The sequence below is a fragment of the Alicyclobacillus sp. ALC3 genome (assembly GCF_028751195.1).
In the GTDB taxonomy this organism is placed as follows: Bacteria; Bacillota; Bacilli; order Alicyclobacillales; family Alicyclobacillaceae; genus Alicyclobacillus_L.
This window is the reverse complement of sequence record NZ_CP066784.1, coordinates 4,832,689-4,849,459: the sequence shown is the minus strand read 5'-3', so window position 1 is coordinate 4,849,459 and position 16,771 is coordinate 4,832,689. Positions and strand designations below refer to the sequence as shown.

The window sequence follows — 16,771 nt, the reverse complement described above, 5'->3', positions numbered from 1 at the left end:
CCCATCCCCCCCTCGACACAGCCGATCAGTCTTACGTCAGTCCAAACAAGCCCGTAACGAGGTGCTGAAACCACCCGAACAACGGACTAAACACATAGTTCTGAACCGGTGGGAGGATAAACGCGAGCAGTAAAATAAACGGTCCGTATAGTTCCAACTTGGAGTAAGCAAGCCGCTGCCGAAGCGGCAACAGATTTGCCACAACCCGTGACCCGTCCAGCGGTGGTAGCGGGATCAAATTGAAAATGCACAGGTTGATGTTCACGAGTGCTGCAATCCAGACAAGGTTTGACAGGAACCCAGCACCACCCGAACCGGACAAAAACTGCACGCGATAGATGAAAAGGAAGAGACACGCGAGCACAAAATTGGAGCCAGGACCGGCAAGCGCAGTCACAATCATACCCACACGCGGCCGACGGAAGTTGTTCGGATTGACAGGCACGGGACGCGCCCAACCAATCGGACCAAAAAAGATCATCAACAATCCAAGTATCTCCAAGTGTGCGAGTGGATTCAAGGTCAGCCGTCCCGAATTTCGCGCGGTTCGGTCACCGAGCAGGTCGGCTGTCACCGCGTGCGCAAACTCGTGCAAGACCAAGCTGACCACGATGGCGATCAACATGAAGATAAAGTTGGGACTCAAAACGTTCTGGAACAAATTGTCAAACCTCACTTTACTCTCTTTTCCCGCTGTATCCAGATAAGCGGTTTGGCCAACTCACGCGCTGCAACCAACTCAACTCTGTGGCAGAACGGATCTGCTGAATCCAGTCTTGCGCAATTCCAGCACGCTTAGACAGGACGGCTAATGTATTCTGCTCCGCAAAGGGAACGCCGACGGGCAGTAGCAAGACCTCTGCAAAGATGTCCTGAGCCGCATCGAGAAATGCTCGAACCTGTCCTGTAGGCGGTGTACTCGAGATGATATTGCACGCCGCCAATCCGTTGTCAGTCAAGCCCGCGTACAAAACTGTTGCAAATGCCGGCTCCAGACATGCCGAGTAGATTTGGTTACGCATGTAGGCGTCAACGAAGATGAGATCAAATGTCAGTTCCACGTTGGCTAGAAAAGTGACACCGTCGCCAATCCAGTAATTCACATCACGATGCGAAGGGCTGTCAAAATACTCAATCGCTACGTTGACAACCGTTTCGTCGATTTCCACTCCGTACATGTCGCACGCCGCATGATTGTGAAGTACAGTGCGGAGTGCGGTGCCAATCCCAACTCCGATGGACAGGAAACGGTCTACTGTTGGCAGTGAATTCGTCAGGCTCGCAAATGCTCTTTGGTACGGAAAGATAAGTTCGTCCGGACAAGTAAGGGAACGCGCCCCTTGCCACCCCCCGTTGTGACCGAAGCGAAGATAACGGATATGATTTTGTTCGATGACTTCAATTGTCGGGTGGACCTGTCCGGAGGTGGTAAGCAGCGTAGACTCCCTGGCGAACATCGCAGTTGGTCGCCCCTCAATCCGGTGGAATGGCCTAAGTATAAACGTGGCTACGCGGGGACGTAAAGGGCAACTGGTATAAATCGGTTAGACGACAGCGGGAACCAATCAGCGATTCCCGCCATTGAGAAGTTTTGTGGGGATTGTTTACGTCATGATTGCTTGCGTTCATCACTCGTGGACTTTGACGCAAGGTTATGCGTCGACTCAGACAACGCCCTGACGCCGAGCGGTCGCGATGTTACGCGACCGCCGGTTGACGCTGCCACAGTTGCGAAATCCTGGGCCAGATTGGTCGAACGAAGCCGATAACGTTCTGGAACATGCCAAAGTACCGAAACAGGCGAGGCAAGAACATCAAAATACCCATCACCCGTCATCACCTCAGTTCTGTAGGTTTCTCCCTACAGTATGATGCAAAGAACTTGAGCGAGTGGGCCCATCGCATGTCATTAACCGCGGGGCTTGGCCACTACCGATGCTAAAAATGCGAAGACGATGGCGGCGGACACTCCTGCGCTCGTCACTTCGAAGATGCCGGTCAGAATCCCTACCCAGCCGTGAGTTTGTGCTTCTGTTATCGCTCCGTGCACCAAAGCGTTGCCAAAACTGGTGATCGGCACGGTCGCGCCAGCGCCAGCAAACCGAATGAGCGGGTCGTACAAGCCCAGTCCATCAAGTACAGCGCCAGCGACAACGAGAATTACCATCACGTGCCCAGGTGTCAGTTTAGACTTGTCCATGATGACCTGACCGACAGCGCAGATTCCTCCGCCGACCAAAAACGCCCACAAAAAAGTCCACCCGCTCTGCATACCTCATCCGTCCTTTCGTTCCAGCACAACCGCGTGAGAAATACATGGGATGGTCTCATGCTGCTGTGCAGTCACTGCCGACAGCAGCGCCCCTGTTGCGGACACTAGAACCCGCTTCCATGTGCCCGTTGTCAGTTGCTGCAGCAGATGGCTGAACGTCACCAATGTGCAACAAGCCCCGCCACTGCCCCCAGAGAATACCTCGGGTTGTGACGAGTCATAAATTTCGGCGCCACAGTCAAATAGTCGCTGTTCGGTCGCGATTCCATCGCGTTGAAACAGGTCTTCAAGAATTGACAATCCAATTCGACCGAGGTCACCTGTAAAAACGGCGTCAAAATCGGAGAACGTCCGGCCGGTGTCCTGCAAATGTGCACGAATTGTGGCGTACGCAGCCGGGGCCATCGCAGCCCCCATTTCCCACGGACTGTGGATCCCGTAATCGGTCACTTGCCCGACTGTCGCTTCTGTCAGTTGCACGTTCCCCCCAGTTTGCCCGAGCACGGCCATGCCTGCTCCCGTAACCGTGCGCTGCGCAGTTGGCGGTTTTTGTATGCCGTACTCAGTTGGATAACGAAATTGCCGTTCAGCCGTGCTGTTGTGACTACTGGTTCCAGCTAGGGCGCGTTTGGCGTAACCTCCGTCGACCGCAAGTGCGGATATGGTCAGGGCTTCGCAGATCGAAGCGCATGCAGAGAACACACCAAACGCAGGAACCGCCAGTGAACGTGTGCCGAAGTAAAAGCCCGACAATTGTGCGTTTAAATCGCCGCCGACCATGAAGTCGATGTCTTGGTCAGTGAGATTCGCTTTGGTCAAGACTGTCTGCGCAGCTTCTTGAAGTAGTTGTTGTTCGGCCTGCTCCCATGTAGCCTTCCCGAGTCGGTCGTCATCGTGTTGGATGTCGTAGAGAGTGCCAAACGGCCCTTCACTCTCCAGGCGACCTGCCACGGTTGCAACCGATTCGATATACGGGGGCCTAGAAAAAACCCAAGTCTGTTTTCCTTGCTTTGGCAATCCCTATACCTCCTCCAGCATCGAACGCCGCAGTTGTCAGCCTAACGGCATTTGGATATGCATCGTCGTGGCGAGCAGGTATCTAATCAGGGCCACAAAAAAGGCACTGACCACGCCGTACACGACGACGGGCCCAGCAAGTTTGAACATATTGGCGCCAATGCCGGCCACGAAGCCTTCACTGCGGTGTTCCATTGCAGCAGAAGCCATTGTATTGGCGAATCCGGTTACAGGCACTGCTGACCCAGCACCTGCCCACTGCGCAAATTTGTCGTAAACGCCGAGGGCTGTGAAAATCACGGAGAGTAGGATGAGAACGGCCACAGTCGGATTGCCTGCGTCGGTCTGACTGAAGTGGCCGTAACGAATGAACAAAACCTGAATTGCTTGTCCAATCATGCAAACAGCACCGCCAACCAAGAAGGCGCGGACTGTGTTTTTGACGACTGGACGGGGCGGAGTGTGTGCGGACGCAACCTGCTGGTAGGAAGTTTGCTGTTGTTTATTTACGGTGCTCATGAATCAGCCTCCGTCGTTGGAATCGGGGCATAGTGTGCCCGGACGGAGGCTCGTTTACTCAGTTGAGAAGCTCCTACAATTACTCTAACTGGCGGCGAATCGACTGCAATATGCGTTTTTCAAGACGAGACACTTGAACTTGTGAAATGCCAAGTACGCTTGCAACATCCGACTGGGTCTTGTCACGGAAGAAACGCAGGTACACGATTAATCGTTCGCGTTCTGGCAGTTGACTCAGCACTTCGTGCAACGCAATCTTGTCAAACCACTGCGTGCCCTCTTCGTCAGCAATTTGGTCCATCAGGTAGATGGGATCTCCGTCATTCTCAAACACCGTCTCATGGATCGACGCGGGACTTCGCAACGCTTCCTGGGCAAACACGACATCCGCTGGTTCAATGCCGAGGTGCTCAGCAATTTCGTTGATACGCGGTTGCCGTCCGAGTGACTTGGCCAGTTCGTCGCGCGCTCGACGGATGTGCTTTGCTGTTTCCTTTAGCGTTCGGCTAACCTTGATGGTGCCGTCGTCGCGCAGAAAGCGCTGGATTTCGCCAATAATCATTGGGACAGCGTAGGTCGAAAACTTGACATCGTATGACAAATCGAACTTATCAACTGCTTTCATCAACCCAATACAGCCGATTTGAAACAAGTCATCTGCGTCGTAGCCGCGTCCCAGAAAACGTTGAACAACCGCCCATACTAGGCGTTGATTACCGAGTACCAATTGGTCGCGAGCCTCTGCATTTCCTGCTTGACTGTCGGCGATGAGTCCACGCACCTGATCGTCCGTGAACTTTTGTGAGCGGTCCCCCGCCCCCTTCGGATTGTCCATAGGACACCCCTATGCGTGGAGCACGGGCGGCTTAGCAACCTGCTTGCGCATCACAACCCGTGTTCCCTGACCTGGCCGAGACTCTATCTGTAGTTCATCCACAAAACTTTCCATAATCGTAATCCCCATGCCTGAACGCTCCAGTTCGGGTCGAGACGTATAGAGCGGTTGGCGCGCTTGCTCCAAATCGGGTATACCCACCCCTTCATCTTCAACTGTGATGTCGATCCGCCCGTTGACGATAGCACACGAGATCCGGACTTCCCCCACACCTGACTCATATCCGTGAATGATGGCATTGGTCACGGCCTCTGATACAGCGGTCTTCAGTTCGGTCAACTGTTCCATCGTGGGGTCAAGTTGAGCGGCAAATGCCGCGACCGCAACCCTTGCAAACGACTCGTTTTCGGACAGACTGGGAAACTGGATTTGCATATAGTTCTGCGGCATTCGTTGGCCTAACTGGTCCATCAGTCGTCTAGCCCTCCTTCACTGCTGCAAGTGCTTCTGACTCAGAGTCGAACACAGGCAGTATTTTGAGGACGCCGGACAGTTCGAAGAGTCGTCGCAGCGCCGGACTGACTTCAGAAAGCGACATTTTGCCTTGGTGCTGCATCATAGTCCGATACCGTCCTAAAATCAGACCCAGGCCGGAACTGTCCATAAAATCTGTTCCGCGAAACGAAATCACGAGTGCTCGGTACCGATTTTCTTGCAACTTCTGGTCAATCTCGTTGCGAATTTGCTCGACTACGTGATGATCGAGTTCTCCCTGGAGACGCACGAGCACCGCGCCCTCGACGAAGTGCGATTCAATCCCCACGTCCAAACGCTCCCTCCTAATCCTGGTGATGCACTGCAAACTTCCGCGTCGTTCTGCGATCTCCTGCCCGCTGACAAAAATAGAAGAATTCCAAGCCGTTTCGACACGGGCGCATAGTCGTGACGCACAGTTTGCGGACGTGGAGCGTTTTGTACTCGGAAGAAGGACATGAGCGGGGCGTCAACCAGTGTCGAATCAACGCGGCAATTACCTTGTAGCATAGCTTCCGCGGTCCTCAGCGATCATTTTGCCCACTGTTACTTGGCAGTCGCGCTCGGTGTGACGGTCGTGATCAAAATGGACACTATGTAGAGTTGTAACGGTCAAATTGTACGCTAAGACGCGGCAGGTGACATAATTCGAAGGTTTCGTGATCAAAAAGTGTTGTAGCGTGAGGGGAACGTGCAAGAAGCGTGAGAACAGCTTTCGTCGGTCATGAACAATACTTCGGCGAAACCCGACAATCTCCGAATGCAAAGAGCTTTCATTAGACGCGCGCAATTCTCTGTGCGAGCCGGACTTGGCAATGCGCGATGCCAAGCAGGCTTTGGAGGTCAGCCGTGCTGCCGACCTCCAACTCGAGGCGCTTGAAGCGTGCTTCAGTGTTCATCAACAGTTTGCTCATAGTCCCGGAGCGTTCCCGATTCAATTTCCGGAAAAATAATTTTCTTCGCCGCAATCGCTGGTTATTTGATTCCAGTCGACTAATTTATAGAAATTTCGACACACATTCATGCATTAAGACTGCGCCCCAAACGTGACTATCCCGCGAATGGTCCGGCCTGTATTAGTCCAGAATCCAGCCCGTTTCGCGTCAGCCCCGGCCAATAGGGGTATTTCTGCTACCTTGTGCTCGCCGTTATAAACCACAAGTTTGCCGACTTGCTCGCCTTTTCGAACCGGTGCTTGGACTTTGGCAAGCTGTACCTCCGTTCGCACATGCGGCGTCTCTCCAGATTTAAAAACAAATCCAACGGTGTCACCGACAACTGCCGGCACCCGTTCCGGTACCCCTCGAACGACCTTGATCTCTTGCACAGGCTGTCCGGGTTTGTAGAGGACCTTTGAACGATACTGGCTAAATGACCAGTTTAACATTGATGTGACTTCTGCATTGCGCACGGTTGACCTGGGTTCACCCATGACCACTGCAATGACGCGAAACCCGTCCTTGACCGCAGTCGCGGACAGACAGTACTTGGCCGCTTGCGTGAATCCAGTCTTCAAACCATCCACGCCATCGTAAAAACGAACCAGTTTGTTGGTGTTCACCAACCACAGCGGGTGGTCTGAATCCTTGCGCAGATAGTCTGAGTACACTGAAGTCCAGCGCGTAATCTCAGGGTGTTTCAACAATTCGCGGGACATGATGGCGATGTCCTCAGCGGAACTGTAGTGGCCCTCCGCGGGCAGTCCGTTGCAGTTTACAAAGTGAGTGTGTTCCATTCCGAGTTGTTGCGCGCGCTTGTTCATACGCTTCACGAAGTTTTCTTCCGTACCGTCAAGGTATTCCGCCATTGCCACGCACGCGTCGTTTGCAGAGCCGACCGCGATGCCTTTAATCATGTCAGCAGCCGACATTGTCTCCCCAGGTTCGAGGAAAATCTGGGACCCGCCCATACTGGAAGCGTACTCGCTGACCCTAATCGAGTCCGACAACTTCAGTCTGCCTGAGTCCATTGCCTCCATGATCAACAGCAGTGTCATGACCTTTGTGATGCTTGCTGGGGGTAGTTCCTCGTCGGCATCCTTCTCGAACAGTACCTTACCAGTAGCTGCGTCCATAATGACAGCAGAGCGGGCGTTCTTCGCTAGACTGGCCTCACTCGTTTGATGTGCCTCTGAACTGGCTTGTAAAGTATACCCAGGGTGAACCTGTACTTCTACTCCACCTGCCGTCGCAATGTGGCTCTGGCTTTGCGTCTGTGCGGCGAACACCGGGGTCGTGCCAAGTAGAGAGGCTGCTATGCTGCTCGCAAGAAGGATACTTTTACGTCCGTGCCCCATCATCGATCTCTCCTCGTGCGTGCCCCGTGGTCCGCAAAGACGCACAACGGGATGTCCAGTCTGGACATCCCGTCTGGACGCCTGGCCAGGCACGTGATCTCTGGTTCACAGTTACTGTGGAGCGCTTTGTTGGTGACGAACGTGCCCGTCGTCAAAGTCGCGGTACGAAAAAGTTGCACACAGCGTACCCTTATCTGTGCCCACTATATCGTTACCGTTTGAGCGCACTTCAATCGACTCTGCCACACAGGCTTCATGCGCGTAGTACACGCACTCTTCGACTAGACACTTGACGCCCTTTGGCATCGTTCATCCCTCCCAATTGTAGAGTGGGATGGGCAGGGGAAATTTATGCGGGGTTGGAACCGGGAGATTGAAGGACCGGCCAAAAGCTGGTCCCCACCGCCGGAGGCGGCAGTTCAAATGCGTCAGCAAGTGTTGCGCCGAGGTCGGCGAAAGTGCGTCTGTCTCCCAAGTCCACGGCAGATGTCAGGGTGGTCTGATACACCAAGAGCGGTACCCATTCGCGAGAGTGGTCCGTTCCCGGGGTCGTCGGATCACAACCGTGATCGGCGGTAATAAACAGGGTGTCCGTGGTCCTCATCCTTGCCAATACCTCCGGCAGCCTGCGGTCAAACGCTTCAATTGCACGCGCAAACCCCACCGCGTCGTTCCGGTGTCCGTACTTCGCGTCGAAATCCACCAGATTAACGAAGACCAGTCCACGCTCCTGCTTGTCCAGTTGTTCCAGCAGTCGGTCCACGCCATCCATATTGTCTTTCGTGTGAACGACTTCCGTGATGCCGGACCCTCCGTAGATGTCGCCAATCTTGCCGATGCCGGAGACCGGCCAACCTGCTCGCGACAGCGAGTTCAGCACGGTTTCTCCGAATGAGAGAGAGAAGTCCTTGCGGTGATGAGTGCGTTGATACGACCCTTTACGGCCCGTAAAGGGTCGTGCAATCACGCGTCCGACGCCGTGCGGTCCGACGAGAAGGGTGCGAGCAAATAGACACCAGTCGTATAGCTGTTCGACGGGGATGACATCTTCGTGGGCTGCCACCTGAAATACACTGTCTGCAGACGTGTACACGATTGGCCGACCCGTAGCTTGGTGCTCTTCGCCGTACTCTTCAATCACTTCTGTACCTGAAGCCGGCCGATTACACAGGACCTCTCGACCGACGTATTGTTCAAATGGGCTTATCACGTCCAGTGGAAACCCGTTCGGGTACACCGGAAGTGGGTCGCGCAACACAACGCCGACATACTCCCAGTGGCCGTTCGTGGTGTCCTTGCCAAATGACTGTTCCTGCATCCGTCCATACGCTCCAACGACGCCGTCCTTTGTAAGGCCAGGAGTGTTGTTCACACGTCCGAGGCCTAGCTTCGAGAGGACGGGCGCATGTAAGCCGCCGACGGCCATTGCGACGTGCCTCAGCGTGTTGCTCTCTGAGTCGGAGACACCGTACCGAACTGCGTCAGGTGCAGCCCCAATTCCTACACTGTCGAGCACAACCCAAATAAATCTCCGCTGTGGGTTCAATCCCCCCACCCCCCTCCCGGTCACTATGCGCGCGGATGAGCAGCTGCATACATCTCGCGCAAACGCCCGTGGGTGACGTGTGTGTAGATCTGCGTCGTTGAGATATCGGCGTGTCCGAGCATCTCCTGTACCGATCGCAGGTCTGCCCCACGCTCGAGCAGATGGGTTGCAAAGGAGTGTCTGAGCGTGTGCGGCGTAATGTCTTTGACAATATGCAAGTTCTTCGCATAGCGCTTTAGAATCTTCCAGAAACCTTGCCTCGACATCGGTTGACCGAGATGGTTCAGAAACAAAGCATCGCTCTGCTGATTGCGCTCAAGGTGAGCACGTGCGCTTTCCAAGTATGCTAAAAGCGCAACTTTTGCAAACTCGCCAACAGGAATAATCCGCTCCTTCGAGCCTTTGCCTACACACTTCAGGAACCCTGCGTTCAGGTTGACATCAGCGAGTCCAATCGAGACCAATTCACTGACGCGCAGTCCCGTTGCATAGAGCAATTCAAGCATTGCGCGGTCACGCAGCCCGACAGCCGTCGTGAGGTCAGGTGCCTGAAGCAGGTCTTTCACCTCGTCTACCGACAACACCTTGGGCAGTCGCTTTTCAATTTTCGGCCCTTCCACATTCAGGGTCGGGTCTGCTGCAATGGCACTCTCTTTAAACAAAAACTGATACAGTGAACGCAAACTTGCCAAGTTTCGAGAGATTGTAGAACTCGCTCTGCCTGCTTCGCGAAGTGCCAACAGGTAGGCTGTGATGTCTTTGCGAGTCGCTTGTTCCATCAGAAACGCTGCGTTTGTTTTTCTCATCCATTCCCGAAACGTCTCCAGGTCACGCTGGTAGGATTCCCGGGTGTTGGGTGACAGGCCTCGCTCCACGCTCAGGTACTCCATAAACCGGGTCAACCAGTCGGTCATGTACACGGCTCCTTCGATGTACAGGTGCTGAAGTGTTCTCGCAAAGAGTATTCCACGGAAGTTGCTGAAGTCCTTCTGAGTGGTACACAGTGTCAACCACCAATCCGAATATCAAGCGCCAACTGGCGCCAAGCAGATAGCAGTGCAGTCCTGACGTTGCCTGTTCGACCCGTCGTTGAAGCAGCCACGTAGGAACCAGACGGCAAGTCAGACCCGCCGATCGGCCAGTGCCGACGGACGGTGCTGCCTGCCACGGCGAGTGCCCACGTCAACAGAATGGCAAGCGTGATTAGCTGTACAGCTTGGAGAGCCCGTACACTGTTTTCCGACACTTTCTTCACCTCCCGGTACGAGCCATGATCGCCAGCAAAGCATCGAGCGAGTCTGGCGCTGTCCGGTCTTCGAGTGCGGCCACATTTCTGCGCTCGGCCCCACAGACAAGGCAGCGGTGAACAATCTGATAACCCTTTTTCGAGTGATAAAAAACAGCGACCGGAACCATTAATCCACCGCAGTTTGCCTTCCTGTCGCCAGGGTTCAGATCGAGGTGCACAGAGTACAGACAGTGCGGGCAATGATTGCGACACGACGTGGCAGAAGGCGGCACCTCAGCCCCGCAGTTTGTGCACGTGAACCCTTCATTACGATCGGTAAATTTTCGCCCTTCCCCCAACCCAACTGCCCCCCTTACATGCCACGTGCTTGTGTTCGATTTACAACAGTAATGCCGACAACAAATGTGGCGCAATGGAAGCTTGAACGATGGCGCCTAGCATCAGAAGAGCGGCACTGACGCCAAACCACCCTGTATACTTCGCCAGTGCAACGGGAAGCCGGTCCGCGGCTTGTCCTCGCCCTTGCACGCGAGCTGAAAACCGAACGGCGATCGAAGCCGCGAACAAAACGGCAACCATCGAGATCAACTGATGCATAAAGACGCCGATGGAAGCAAGCAAAAACCCGCGCCAGCCAAACTGAATGACGGTGAAGCCAACAGCAAAGCCGATGCTAAACCCACGCAAAAATACAGCGATGACGATAAACGGTAATCCGATGACTGATACACCGAACAGCCACAACAACGCAAGTAACTGACCGTCGGCAATCATACGTTGCCACCATAGAACAGAAGTCGATGCAAGTTGATGGTTTGAAATCGACTGCAGCAGTTGTAACACTGCATTGCCAAGCGCCAAGGTGTCACTGCTGTTTAACTGCCCTGCCGCGACGCCGCCAAAGACAAGGCCGCACAGCACCACGGCGATGAGAAAACTCCAAATGTACTTGTGGTTCTCGATACCTGTACGCGCCTCTGCTGTCAATCGAGCATAAAGGGAGGGCCTGCGGGCGCCCATTGCCACAGTCAAAGCGAATCGCCTCCGTAAGCCAAGTCGGCGGATTTTGGATCTGCCTCTACATCGAGGCGACTGGCTGTCCACACGACAAGTCTATGAGAGGCGAACAGGGATTAGACGCGCAACAACGCAATTCTAGTTCAAATCTATGACTGCAGCCGTACGGACCCGTAGACCCCGCCACCGCCGCTGACAATGCTCATCTGACCTGTCCGAGCGGCGTCAATTGCACTCGCCAAGCGCGGCCCGACGACAGAAGCGATGTCTTCGACACTTGTGCGGTGCAACACATTCATCTCTGTACCGAACGCTGCCAACAGGTGTTTGATGGCGGTGGGACCGACTCCCGGCACGAACTCCAACGGTACCTGCGCAACGTAGCGGGGGCGATGCATGGGGTGCACTGGTGTATCGCGGTCCTGTACCTCGCGCAATCGGTCAAATACGCCGACGGTATGCCGACGTGAACCACAGACACACACCTCTGCCTGTTCGGGCCAAGGTGCCCCACAATCCGCACAACGCGTTCTGTGGTATTTGCCAAGGGCAGGTATCAACCCGTAATTTGCCGACACCGACCGCCCACTTTGTCTTGCTAAGGCCAAGGTTACGTCTTCAAACGACGCGTTTTGCAGTTTCAACGCGTTGTACTCGCGTGCAATTTTCGGTAGTGAGTGAGCGTCCGAATTCGTAATAAAGCTGACTTTTGCGAGCTCTGAGACACAGTCCGCCATGTCCGTATCAGCAGATAGGCCAAGTTCAAGGGCGTCAACGAGGTCGGGATTGACCATGTCGGCCATATGGGTCACGCAGCTTCCGTACAGGCCCTTGTGGGGCGTAAAAGCGTGATGAACAATAAAGAGACCTGCGTGCTGTTTAACAGTGTGTTGAAGTTCTTGAGCCGCGACACGCGCGCGCTGCGAAGACAATGCAGGGTTCTTCTGCACTGTGCCGAGCCAGTCTGCAAACTCTGCGGCAGCAAGCATGTCGCCGAACCAAGCTCCAAAGTGAGCGGCTCCATGTCCTGGTCCTTCGACCTCGACCTCAGCGCCAAGTAGGACGGTAAGCCCATTTTCGTGTCGCAGTCCTCCGCCGCTAAGCTGTGAGAGCAGACCTTGCTCCATCAACTGTCGTACTTCTGTGAGGACATTTGTGCAGACACCGTCAATCACGGTGATGATGTCGAGGCCCTTTGCGGTGCGGGCGTGCCGCAACACTGCATCGAGCGTGAGGGATGGGGCCGCCGCCATCTTAACCGGTTGCCCCAGCGACCGTCCGATATGGATGTGAAAATCAGCGTAAAGCGGACCGCCTTTGAAATCCCCCACTGGAACGGGATCCGGTGTACTCACAGGACCCGATCGCCATTCTCGGCTTTCTCTGCCGCAGGTACTGACAACCACCACAAAACACCAACCAGTGTCTTCGCATCTTCGAAGGCACCCTCGTCCAAGGCGGTCTGCACATCTGCTCTGCTGAACAGGCGAATGTCAACAAATTCGTCCTCGTCGGGCTGGGTGACTCCTTCCCTCAAGTCGGTCGCGTAGAAGAGCGAAATCACCTCATCAGCAAACCCCGGACTTGTGTAAAACGAATACAGTCGTCTCACTCGGTCCGTCACATAGCCTGTTTCCTCCCGCAGTTCGCGGAGCGCACAAATGTCCGGAGACTCCCCCGGCTCCAGCTTTCCGGCTGGCAACTCCAGCAAGCGCTTGCCGGGAGCCTTGCGAAACTGTTCTACAAGTACCAGGCGTTCATCAGCCAACTCTGCGACAACCGCGACGGCGCCGTTGTGACGCACTACCTCCCGCGTGGCCGTGTGACCATTCGGGAGCTCTACCGTGTGCTCTTCAAGCCGGACCACATGACCTTCGTAGACTAATTTGGATGTCAGAGTTGGCTCATCGTGTCTAGCAACTTTGTCATTCGCCATTACCTGGCTCCTTCCAACGTGCAAAACGCGACGGCGACTTGTGCCGCGGCCTCAATGTCTGCGACGCGAATGTGTTCCGTCACGGAATGGATGTCCTCGTACCCTACGCCGATGTTGATGGTCGGTACGCCGTAACTGGTGTACATATTGGCGTCGCTCCCACCTCCACCTTCCATCGGGTGAACCGTAAATCCGGCTTGTGCGAGCGCCTGCTCCGCTCGGGCCCGAACCGGGTCTGCAGGCGAAAAGCGGAATCCATCGTACATCTTCGTAGACGTAAACCGGGCCTGGCCCCCGGCTGCTGTGGCGGCGGCAGTGAACGCTTGTTCAATCTGATTGAGCGTCCGCTCCAGTTTCTCAGCGTTGCGACTGCGCGCCTCGCCAAGTAGGCGGACGCGGTCTGTGACAATGTTGGTCGGCCCGTCGGCTAAAAATGTGCTGACGTTGACTGTTGTCTCTGCGTCGATTCGCCCATGTGGCATTTGCGACACACCCGCAGCCGCCATCTTGACCGCACTGACGCCGCGTTCAGGCGCGACACCTGCATGCGCAGACTTGCCAGTAAATTCAGCTTCCCAGCGCACTTGAGCAGGTCCGGCCACGACAAGGGTCCCGAGTGCTCCACCGGAATCAAGTGACAGTCCGTACTGTGCGTGCAGACGACTACGGTCCAGATTCTTTGCTCCCTGCAGTCCGACTTCTTCACCGATCGTCAATACGACCTGCAACGGACCGTGCGGCAACTGCTGTTCGACGATGTCTTTTACTGCAGTCAAAATCGCGGTGACGCCAGCTTTGTCGTCTGCACCAAGCACTGTCGTACCGTCGCTCCAGACAACTCCGTCAGCGTCTACCCGCGGGTTTACCCCTTCTCCCGGGATGACGGTGTCCATGTGCGCCGCGAGCATCACAGGCGGCAAGGTATTGTCGCCGGGCAGGGTCGCAAGGAGGTTCCCTGTCGTGCCACCAAGTTTCGTGCCGGCGTCGTCTTCCTCGACAACAAAACCGAGTGCTTCCAAACGCACCCGGCAATAGGCAGCCACATCGTGTTCCTTCAGCGAGTGACTTGAAATCTTCACAAGGTCAAGAAATGTCGACAACACATACGATGGGTCCATTTTCCGCTATCGCTCCTTGTCGCAGGATTACAGTGGTATGTTGCCGTGTTTCTTCGCAGGCCGTGACTCCACTTTGCCCTGCAGCAACTCCAGCGCTTCAAACAGTTTTCGACGCGTCTCCCGAGGGTCAATGATATCGTCGACCATGCCGGCACCCGCCGCAACGTAGGGGTTCGCGAACTGATCGCGGTACTCTGCAATGCGCTGGTCGCGCACCGCGGCTGGGTCTGGGTGGTTTGCAATTTCCTTTGCGTAGATGATATTGGCTGCCCCTTCCGGTCCCATCACCGCAATTTCGGAATTAGGCCACGCGTAGACCAAGTCAGCTCCAATCGCTTTGCTGTTCAGCGCAACATAGGCGCCGCCGTACGCCTTTCGCAAGATGACGGTGATTTTGGGTACGGTGGCCTCGGAGTATGCGTAAAGAATTTTTGCTCCGTGACGGATGATTCCGCCGTGTTCCTGTTTGATGCCAGGGATAAACCCGGTTACGTCTTCCAAGGTGATGAGCGGAATATTGAAGGAGTCGCAGAAACGAATAAACCGCGCAATCTTGTCAGACGAGTCGATGTCCAGACCGCCCGCCATAAATTTCGGCTGGTTTGCAACGATGCCTGTCACGTAGCCGCCAATGCGGCCAAACCCAACGACCGCATTGCGCGCAAAGATCGGTTGGACTTCGAGAAAGTCAGCGTCGTCGACGAGGCGTGCGATGACGTCCTTGACGTCATACACTTTCGTTCCATCGACAGGCACGATGTCTAACAGTGCCTCGTCGGGCTCGACCGAAACGGGCGAAGCCAGATAGGGAGGCTTTTCCCGTTGCGATGATGGGAGGAAGGACAACAGGCGGCGGACGCCTGCAAGCGCTTCTGCTTCCGTGTCTGTGGCAAAGTGCGCAACGCCGCTCACGCGCTCCTGGACGCGCGCGCCACCGAGGTCGTCACTCGAAATCTGCTCACCTGTCACTGTTTCAATGACTTTCGGCCCGGTGATAAACATTTGGCTTGTCCCTTGAACCATAAAAATGAAATCTGTGATAGCCGGGGAATAGACTGCGCCACCCGCACAGGGACCGAGAATGACGGAAATTTGCGGGATCACGCCAGAGTATATGGAATTGCGGTAAAAGATGTGGCCGTAACCGTCAAGCGACACTACGCCTTCCTGAATGCGCGCACCCCCGGAGTCGTTAAGTCCAATGATCGGCGCGCCGTTTTTTGCCGCTAAATCCATGACGTTCGCGACCTTTTGTGCATGTACCTCGCCAAGTGCTCCGCCATACACAGTAAAGTCTTGCGCAAATACATACACGGTTCGGCCATCCACTTTGCCGTACCCCGTCACGACGCCTTCACCTGGCGCATCGACCGTATCCAGTCCAGGGTACTTGGCGCGCGTTGCGGAGAATGGGTTCAACTCGCGGAACGTGCCATCGTCGAGGAGTTCCTCAACCCGTTCACGCGCAGTTAACTTTCCCTTTTCGTGTTGCTGCAAGATTCGCAGGTCGCCGCCGCCGAGTTCGACTTTCCGGCGTCGGTCCTGGAGTTCATACAGTCTATCCTCCATTAGAGTTCGCCCCCTTCGACATCAATGGCTGTCCCCGTCCTCTGGCAAAACTCGGTCAACGCGCCATATGTGGATTTCGGGTGAACGAAGCCGATGAGCTTGCCTTGCCCGCCAGGACGAGGTTTTTCGTCTATCAAGCGACACCCCGCAGCTGCAGCGGCTTTCAGAGCAACCGCTACATCGTCGACGGCGTACGCAATGTGGTGTACGCCCGGCCCGTGAGTGTCGATGAACTTTGCAATTGGACTGTCGGCTCGAGTGGGTTCAAGGAGTTCAATGTCCACGTCCCCGACCGGAACAAACGCAGCGCGGACTCCTTGATCGGCAATCTCCTCGCGGTGAACAACCTGCAGTCCGAGGACCCCTGTGTAAAACGGCAAGGCTTCCTCAATTGACTTCACGGCCACGCCAATATGGTCTACGTGTTGGGTCACCGCGGCGATATCGGGCCAATCGTCCACTCCCGTCAGCCGGATGTGTTCACGGATGTACTCGGCCATCTGGTGAATCGTCGAGCCTGGTGTGAAAACCTCGGCCACGCCTGCTTCTTTAAGTAGCGTAATGTCTTCCTGTGGAACAACGCCGCCGCCGATCACTAAAATGTCTTCTGCATGCTGATCACGCAGCAATCGCACCACTTCCGGAAACAACGCTAAATGCGCTCCGGACAGACTTGAGAGGCCGATGCATGCAACATCCTCTTGGATGGCGGTCGCCACAATTTGTTCCGGGGTTTGTCGCAGTCCTGTGTAAATGACCTCCATGCCTTCATCCCGCAGGCCCTGCGCGACCACGAGTGCCCCTCGGTCGTGGCCATCCAACCCCGGTTTTGCGATGAGAACGCGAATCGGCTGTGGCACTTT

The 16,771-nt window shown here is 55.2% G+C and carries 21 protein-coding genes; all 21 read right to left on the bottom strand.

All coding sequences use genetic code 11. The features are described 5' to 3' along the window. Positions 1-31: 31 nt before the first annotated feature. The 21 genes from JC200_RS23015 to mce all read right to left on the bottom strand — a co-directional run bounded on the left by JC200_RS23015 (position 32) and on the right by mce (position 16,768). Positions 32-661: a site-2 protease family protein gene (locus tag JC200_RS23015; protein WP_274434060.1), complete on the bottom strand. Its 630-nt coding sequence runs from the start codon at positions 659-661 to the stop codon at positions 32-34. A gap of 16 nt (positions 662-677) precedes the next feature. Then, positions 678-1,457 carry a spermidine synthase gene (locus tag JC200_RS23010; protein WP_274434059.1) on the bottom strand — a complete coding sequence of 260 codons (780 nt, stop codon included), beginning with the start codon at positions 1,455-1,457 and terminating at the stop codon, positions 678-680. A 452-nt stretch (positions 1,458-1,909) separates the two neighbouring features. Beyond that, on the bottom strand, positions 1,910-2,272 hold the full coding sequence (spoVAE, locus tag JC200_RS23005; RefSeq protein ID WP_274434058.1) for a stage V sporulation protein AE: 363 nt from the start codon (positions 2,270-2,272) through the stop codon (positions 1,910-1,912). A gap of 3 nt (positions 2,273-2,275) precedes the next feature. Beyond that, on the bottom strand, positions 2,276-3,289 hold the full coding sequence (gene spoVAD / locus JC200_RS23000; RefSeq protein WP_274434057.1) for a stage V sporulation protein AD: 1,014 nt from the start codon (positions 3,287-3,289) through the stop codon (positions 2,276-2,278). Between the two features lie 36 nt (positions 3,290-3,325). Further along, positions 3,326-3,808, bottom strand: coding sequence for a stage V sporulation protein AC (spoVAC, locus tag JC200_RS22995; protein ID WP_274434056.1), 483 nt, complete (start codon positions 3,806-3,808; stop codon positions 3,326-3,328). Between the two features lie 79 nt (positions 3,809-3,887). Beyond that, positions 3,888-4,643, bottom strand: a complete 756-nt coding sequence (gene sigF / locus JC200_RS22990) for an RNA polymerase sporulation sigma factor SigF (RefSeq protein ID WP_274434055.1) — start codon at positions 4,641-4,643, stop codon at positions 3,888-3,890. A 9-nt stretch (positions 4,644-4,652) separates the two neighbouring features. Beyond that, entirely contained in the window at positions 4,653-5,093 is a 441-nt protein-coding gene (spoIIAB, locus tag JC200_RS22985) for an anti-sigma F factor (RefSeq protein WP_274436642.1), read from the bottom strand. A 28-nt stretch (positions 5,094-5,121) separates the two neighbouring features. Beyond that, complete coding sequence (spoIIAA, locus tag JC200_RS22980; protein ID WP_274436641.1) at positions 5,122-5,466, bottom strand: anti-sigma F factor antagonist; 345 nt, start codon at positions 5,464-5,466, stop codon at positions 5,122-5,124. A 487-nt stretch (positions 5,467-5,953) separates the two neighbouring features. Next, on the bottom strand, positions 5,954-6,076 hold the full coding sequence (locus JC200_RS22975) for a hypothetical protein (protein WP_274434054.1): 123 nt from the start codon (positions 6,074-6,076) through the stop codon (positions 5,954-5,956). A gap of 128 nt (positions 6,077-6,204) precedes the next feature. Then, positions 6,205-7,473 carry a D-alanyl-D-alanine carboxypeptidase family protein gene (locus JC200_RS22970; RefSeq protein WP_274434053.1) on the bottom strand — a complete coding sequence of 423 codons (1,269 nt, stop codon included), beginning with the start codon at positions 7,471-7,473 and terminating at the stop codon, positions 6,205-6,207. A 111-nt stretch (positions 7,474-7,584) separates the two neighbouring features. Further along, entirely contained in the window at positions 7,585-7,779 is a 195-nt protein-coding gene (locus tag JC200_RS22965; RefSeq protein ID WP_274434052.1) for a DUF1540 domain-containing protein, read from the bottom strand. A 43-nt stretch (positions 7,780-7,822) separates the two neighbouring features. After that, positions 7,823-9,019, bottom strand: coding sequence for a phosphopentomutase (locus JC200_RS22960; protein WP_274434051.1), 1,197 nt, complete (start codon positions 9,017-9,019; stop codon positions 7,823-7,825). A gap of 23 nt (positions 9,020-9,042) precedes the next feature. Then, on the bottom strand, positions 9,043-9,933 hold the full coding sequence (gene xerD / locus JC200_RS22955) for a site-specific tyrosine recombinase XerD (RefSeq protein ID WP_274434050.1): 891 nt from the start codon (positions 9,931-9,933) through the stop codon (positions 9,043-9,045). Between the two features lie 92 nt (positions 9,934-10,025). After that, the gene (locus tag JC200_RS22950; RefSeq protein WP_274434049.1) at positions 10,026-10,265 is read right to left on the bottom strand and encodes a hypothetical protein; all 240 of its coding nucleotides are present in this window, start codon (positions 10,263-10,265) and stop codon (positions 10,026-10,028) included. A 5-nt stretch (positions 10,266-10,270) separates the two neighbouring features. Further along, entirely contained in the window at positions 10,271-10,606 is a 336-nt protein-coding gene (locus JC200_RS22945; protein WP_274434048.1) for an RNHCP domain-containing protein, read from the bottom strand. 40 nt (positions 10,607-10,646) lie between these two features. Then, the gene (gene spoIIM / locus JC200_RS22940) at positions 10,647-11,294 is read right to left on the bottom strand and encodes a stage II sporulation protein M (protein ID WP_274436640.1); all 648 of its coding nucleotides are present in this window, start codon (positions 11,292-11,294) and stop codon (positions 10,647-10,649) included. A gap of 140 nt (positions 11,295-11,434) precedes the next feature. Continuing rightward, the gene (locus JC200_RS22935; protein WP_274434047.1) at positions 11,435-12,640 is read right to left on the bottom strand and encodes an endonuclease Q family protein; all 1,206 of its coding nucleotides are present in this window, start codon (positions 12,638-12,640) and stop codon (positions 11,435-11,437) included. Then, positions 12,637-13,221 carry an NUDIX hydrolase gene (locus JC200_RS22930; RefSeq protein WP_274434046.1) on the bottom strand — a complete coding sequence of 195 codons (585 nt, stop codon included), beginning with the start codon at positions 13,219-13,221 and terminating at the stop codon, positions 12,637-12,639. The genes JC200_RS22935 and JC200_RS22930 overlap by 4 nt, the downstream gene beginning before the upstream one ends. Then, positions 13,221-14,339 (bottom strand): M20/M25/M40 family metallo-hydrolase, encoded by a 1,119-nt coding sequence (locus JC200_RS22925; RefSeq protein ID WP_274434045.1) that lies wholly within the window; start codon positions 14,337-14,339, stop codon positions 13,221-13,223. The genes JC200_RS22930 and JC200_RS22925 overlap by 1 nt, the downstream gene beginning before the upstream one ends. Before the next feature lie 27 nt (positions 14,340-14,366). Beyond that, positions 14,367-15,908, bottom strand: a complete 1,542-nt coding sequence (locus tag JC200_RS22920; protein ID WP_274434044.1) for an acyl-CoA carboxylase subunit beta — start codon at positions 15,906-15,908, stop codon at positions 14,367-14,369. Then, complete coding sequence (mce, locus tag JC200_RS22915; RefSeq protein WP_274434043.1) at positions 15,908-16,768, bottom strand: methylmalonyl-CoA epimerase; 861 nt, start codon at positions 16,766-16,768, stop codon at positions 15,908-15,910. The genes JC200_RS22920 and mce overlap by 1 nt, the downstream gene beginning before the upstream one ends. Between the last annotated feature and the right edge of the window lie 3 nt (positions 16,769-16,771).

Bases quoted from the DNA above. Each gene is read 5' to 3' on its own strand.
- spoVAE (WP_274434058.1), bottom strand. From the start codon at position 2,272: ATGCAGAGCGGGTGGACTTTTTTGTGGGCGTTTTTGGTCGGCGGAGGA.
- JC200_RS22920 (WP_274434044.1), bottom strand. From the start codon at position 15,908: ATGGAGGATAGACTGTATGAACTCCAGGACCGACGCCGGAAAGTCGAA.
- spoVAC (WP_274434056.1), bottom strand. From the start codon at position 3,808: ATGAGCACCGTAAATAAACAACAGCAAACTTCCTACCAGCAGGTTGCG.
- spoIIAB (WP_274436642.1), bottom strand. From the start codon at position 5,093: ATGCCGCAGAACTATATGCAAATCCAGTTTCCCAGTCTGTCCGAAAAC.
- JC200_RS22970 (WP_274434053.1), bottom strand. From the start codon at position 7,473: ATGGGGCACGGACGTAAAAGTATCCTTCTTGCGAGCAGCATAGCAGCC.
- JC200_RS22930 (WP_274434046.1), bottom strand. From the start codon at position 13,221: ATGGCGAATGACAAAGTTGCTAGACACGATGAGCCAACTCTGACATCC.
- JC200_RS22965 (WP_274434052.1), bottom strand. From the start codon at position 7,779: ATGCCAAAGGGCGTCAAGTGTCTAGTCGAAGAGTGCGTGTACTACGCG.
- xerD (WP_274434050.1), bottom strand. From the start codon at position 9,933: ATGACCGACTGGTTGACCCGGTTTATGGAGTACCTGAGCGTGGAGCGA.
- sigF (WP_274434055.1), bottom strand. From the start codon at position 4,643: ATGGACAATCCGAAGGGGGCGGGGGACCGCTCACAAAAGTTCACGGAC.
- JC200_RS23010 (WP_274434059.1), bottom strand. From the start codon at position 1,457: ATGTTCGCCAGGGAGTCTACGCTGCTTACCACCTCCGGACAGGTCCAC.
- JC200_RS22925 (WP_274434045.1), bottom strand. From the start codon at position 14,339: ATGGACCCATCGTATGTGTTGTCGACATTTCTTGACCTTGTGAAGATT.
- JC200_RS22975 (WP_274434054.1), bottom strand. From the start codon at position 6,076: ATGAACACTGAAGCACGCTTCAAGCGCCTCGAGTTGGAGGTCGGCAGC.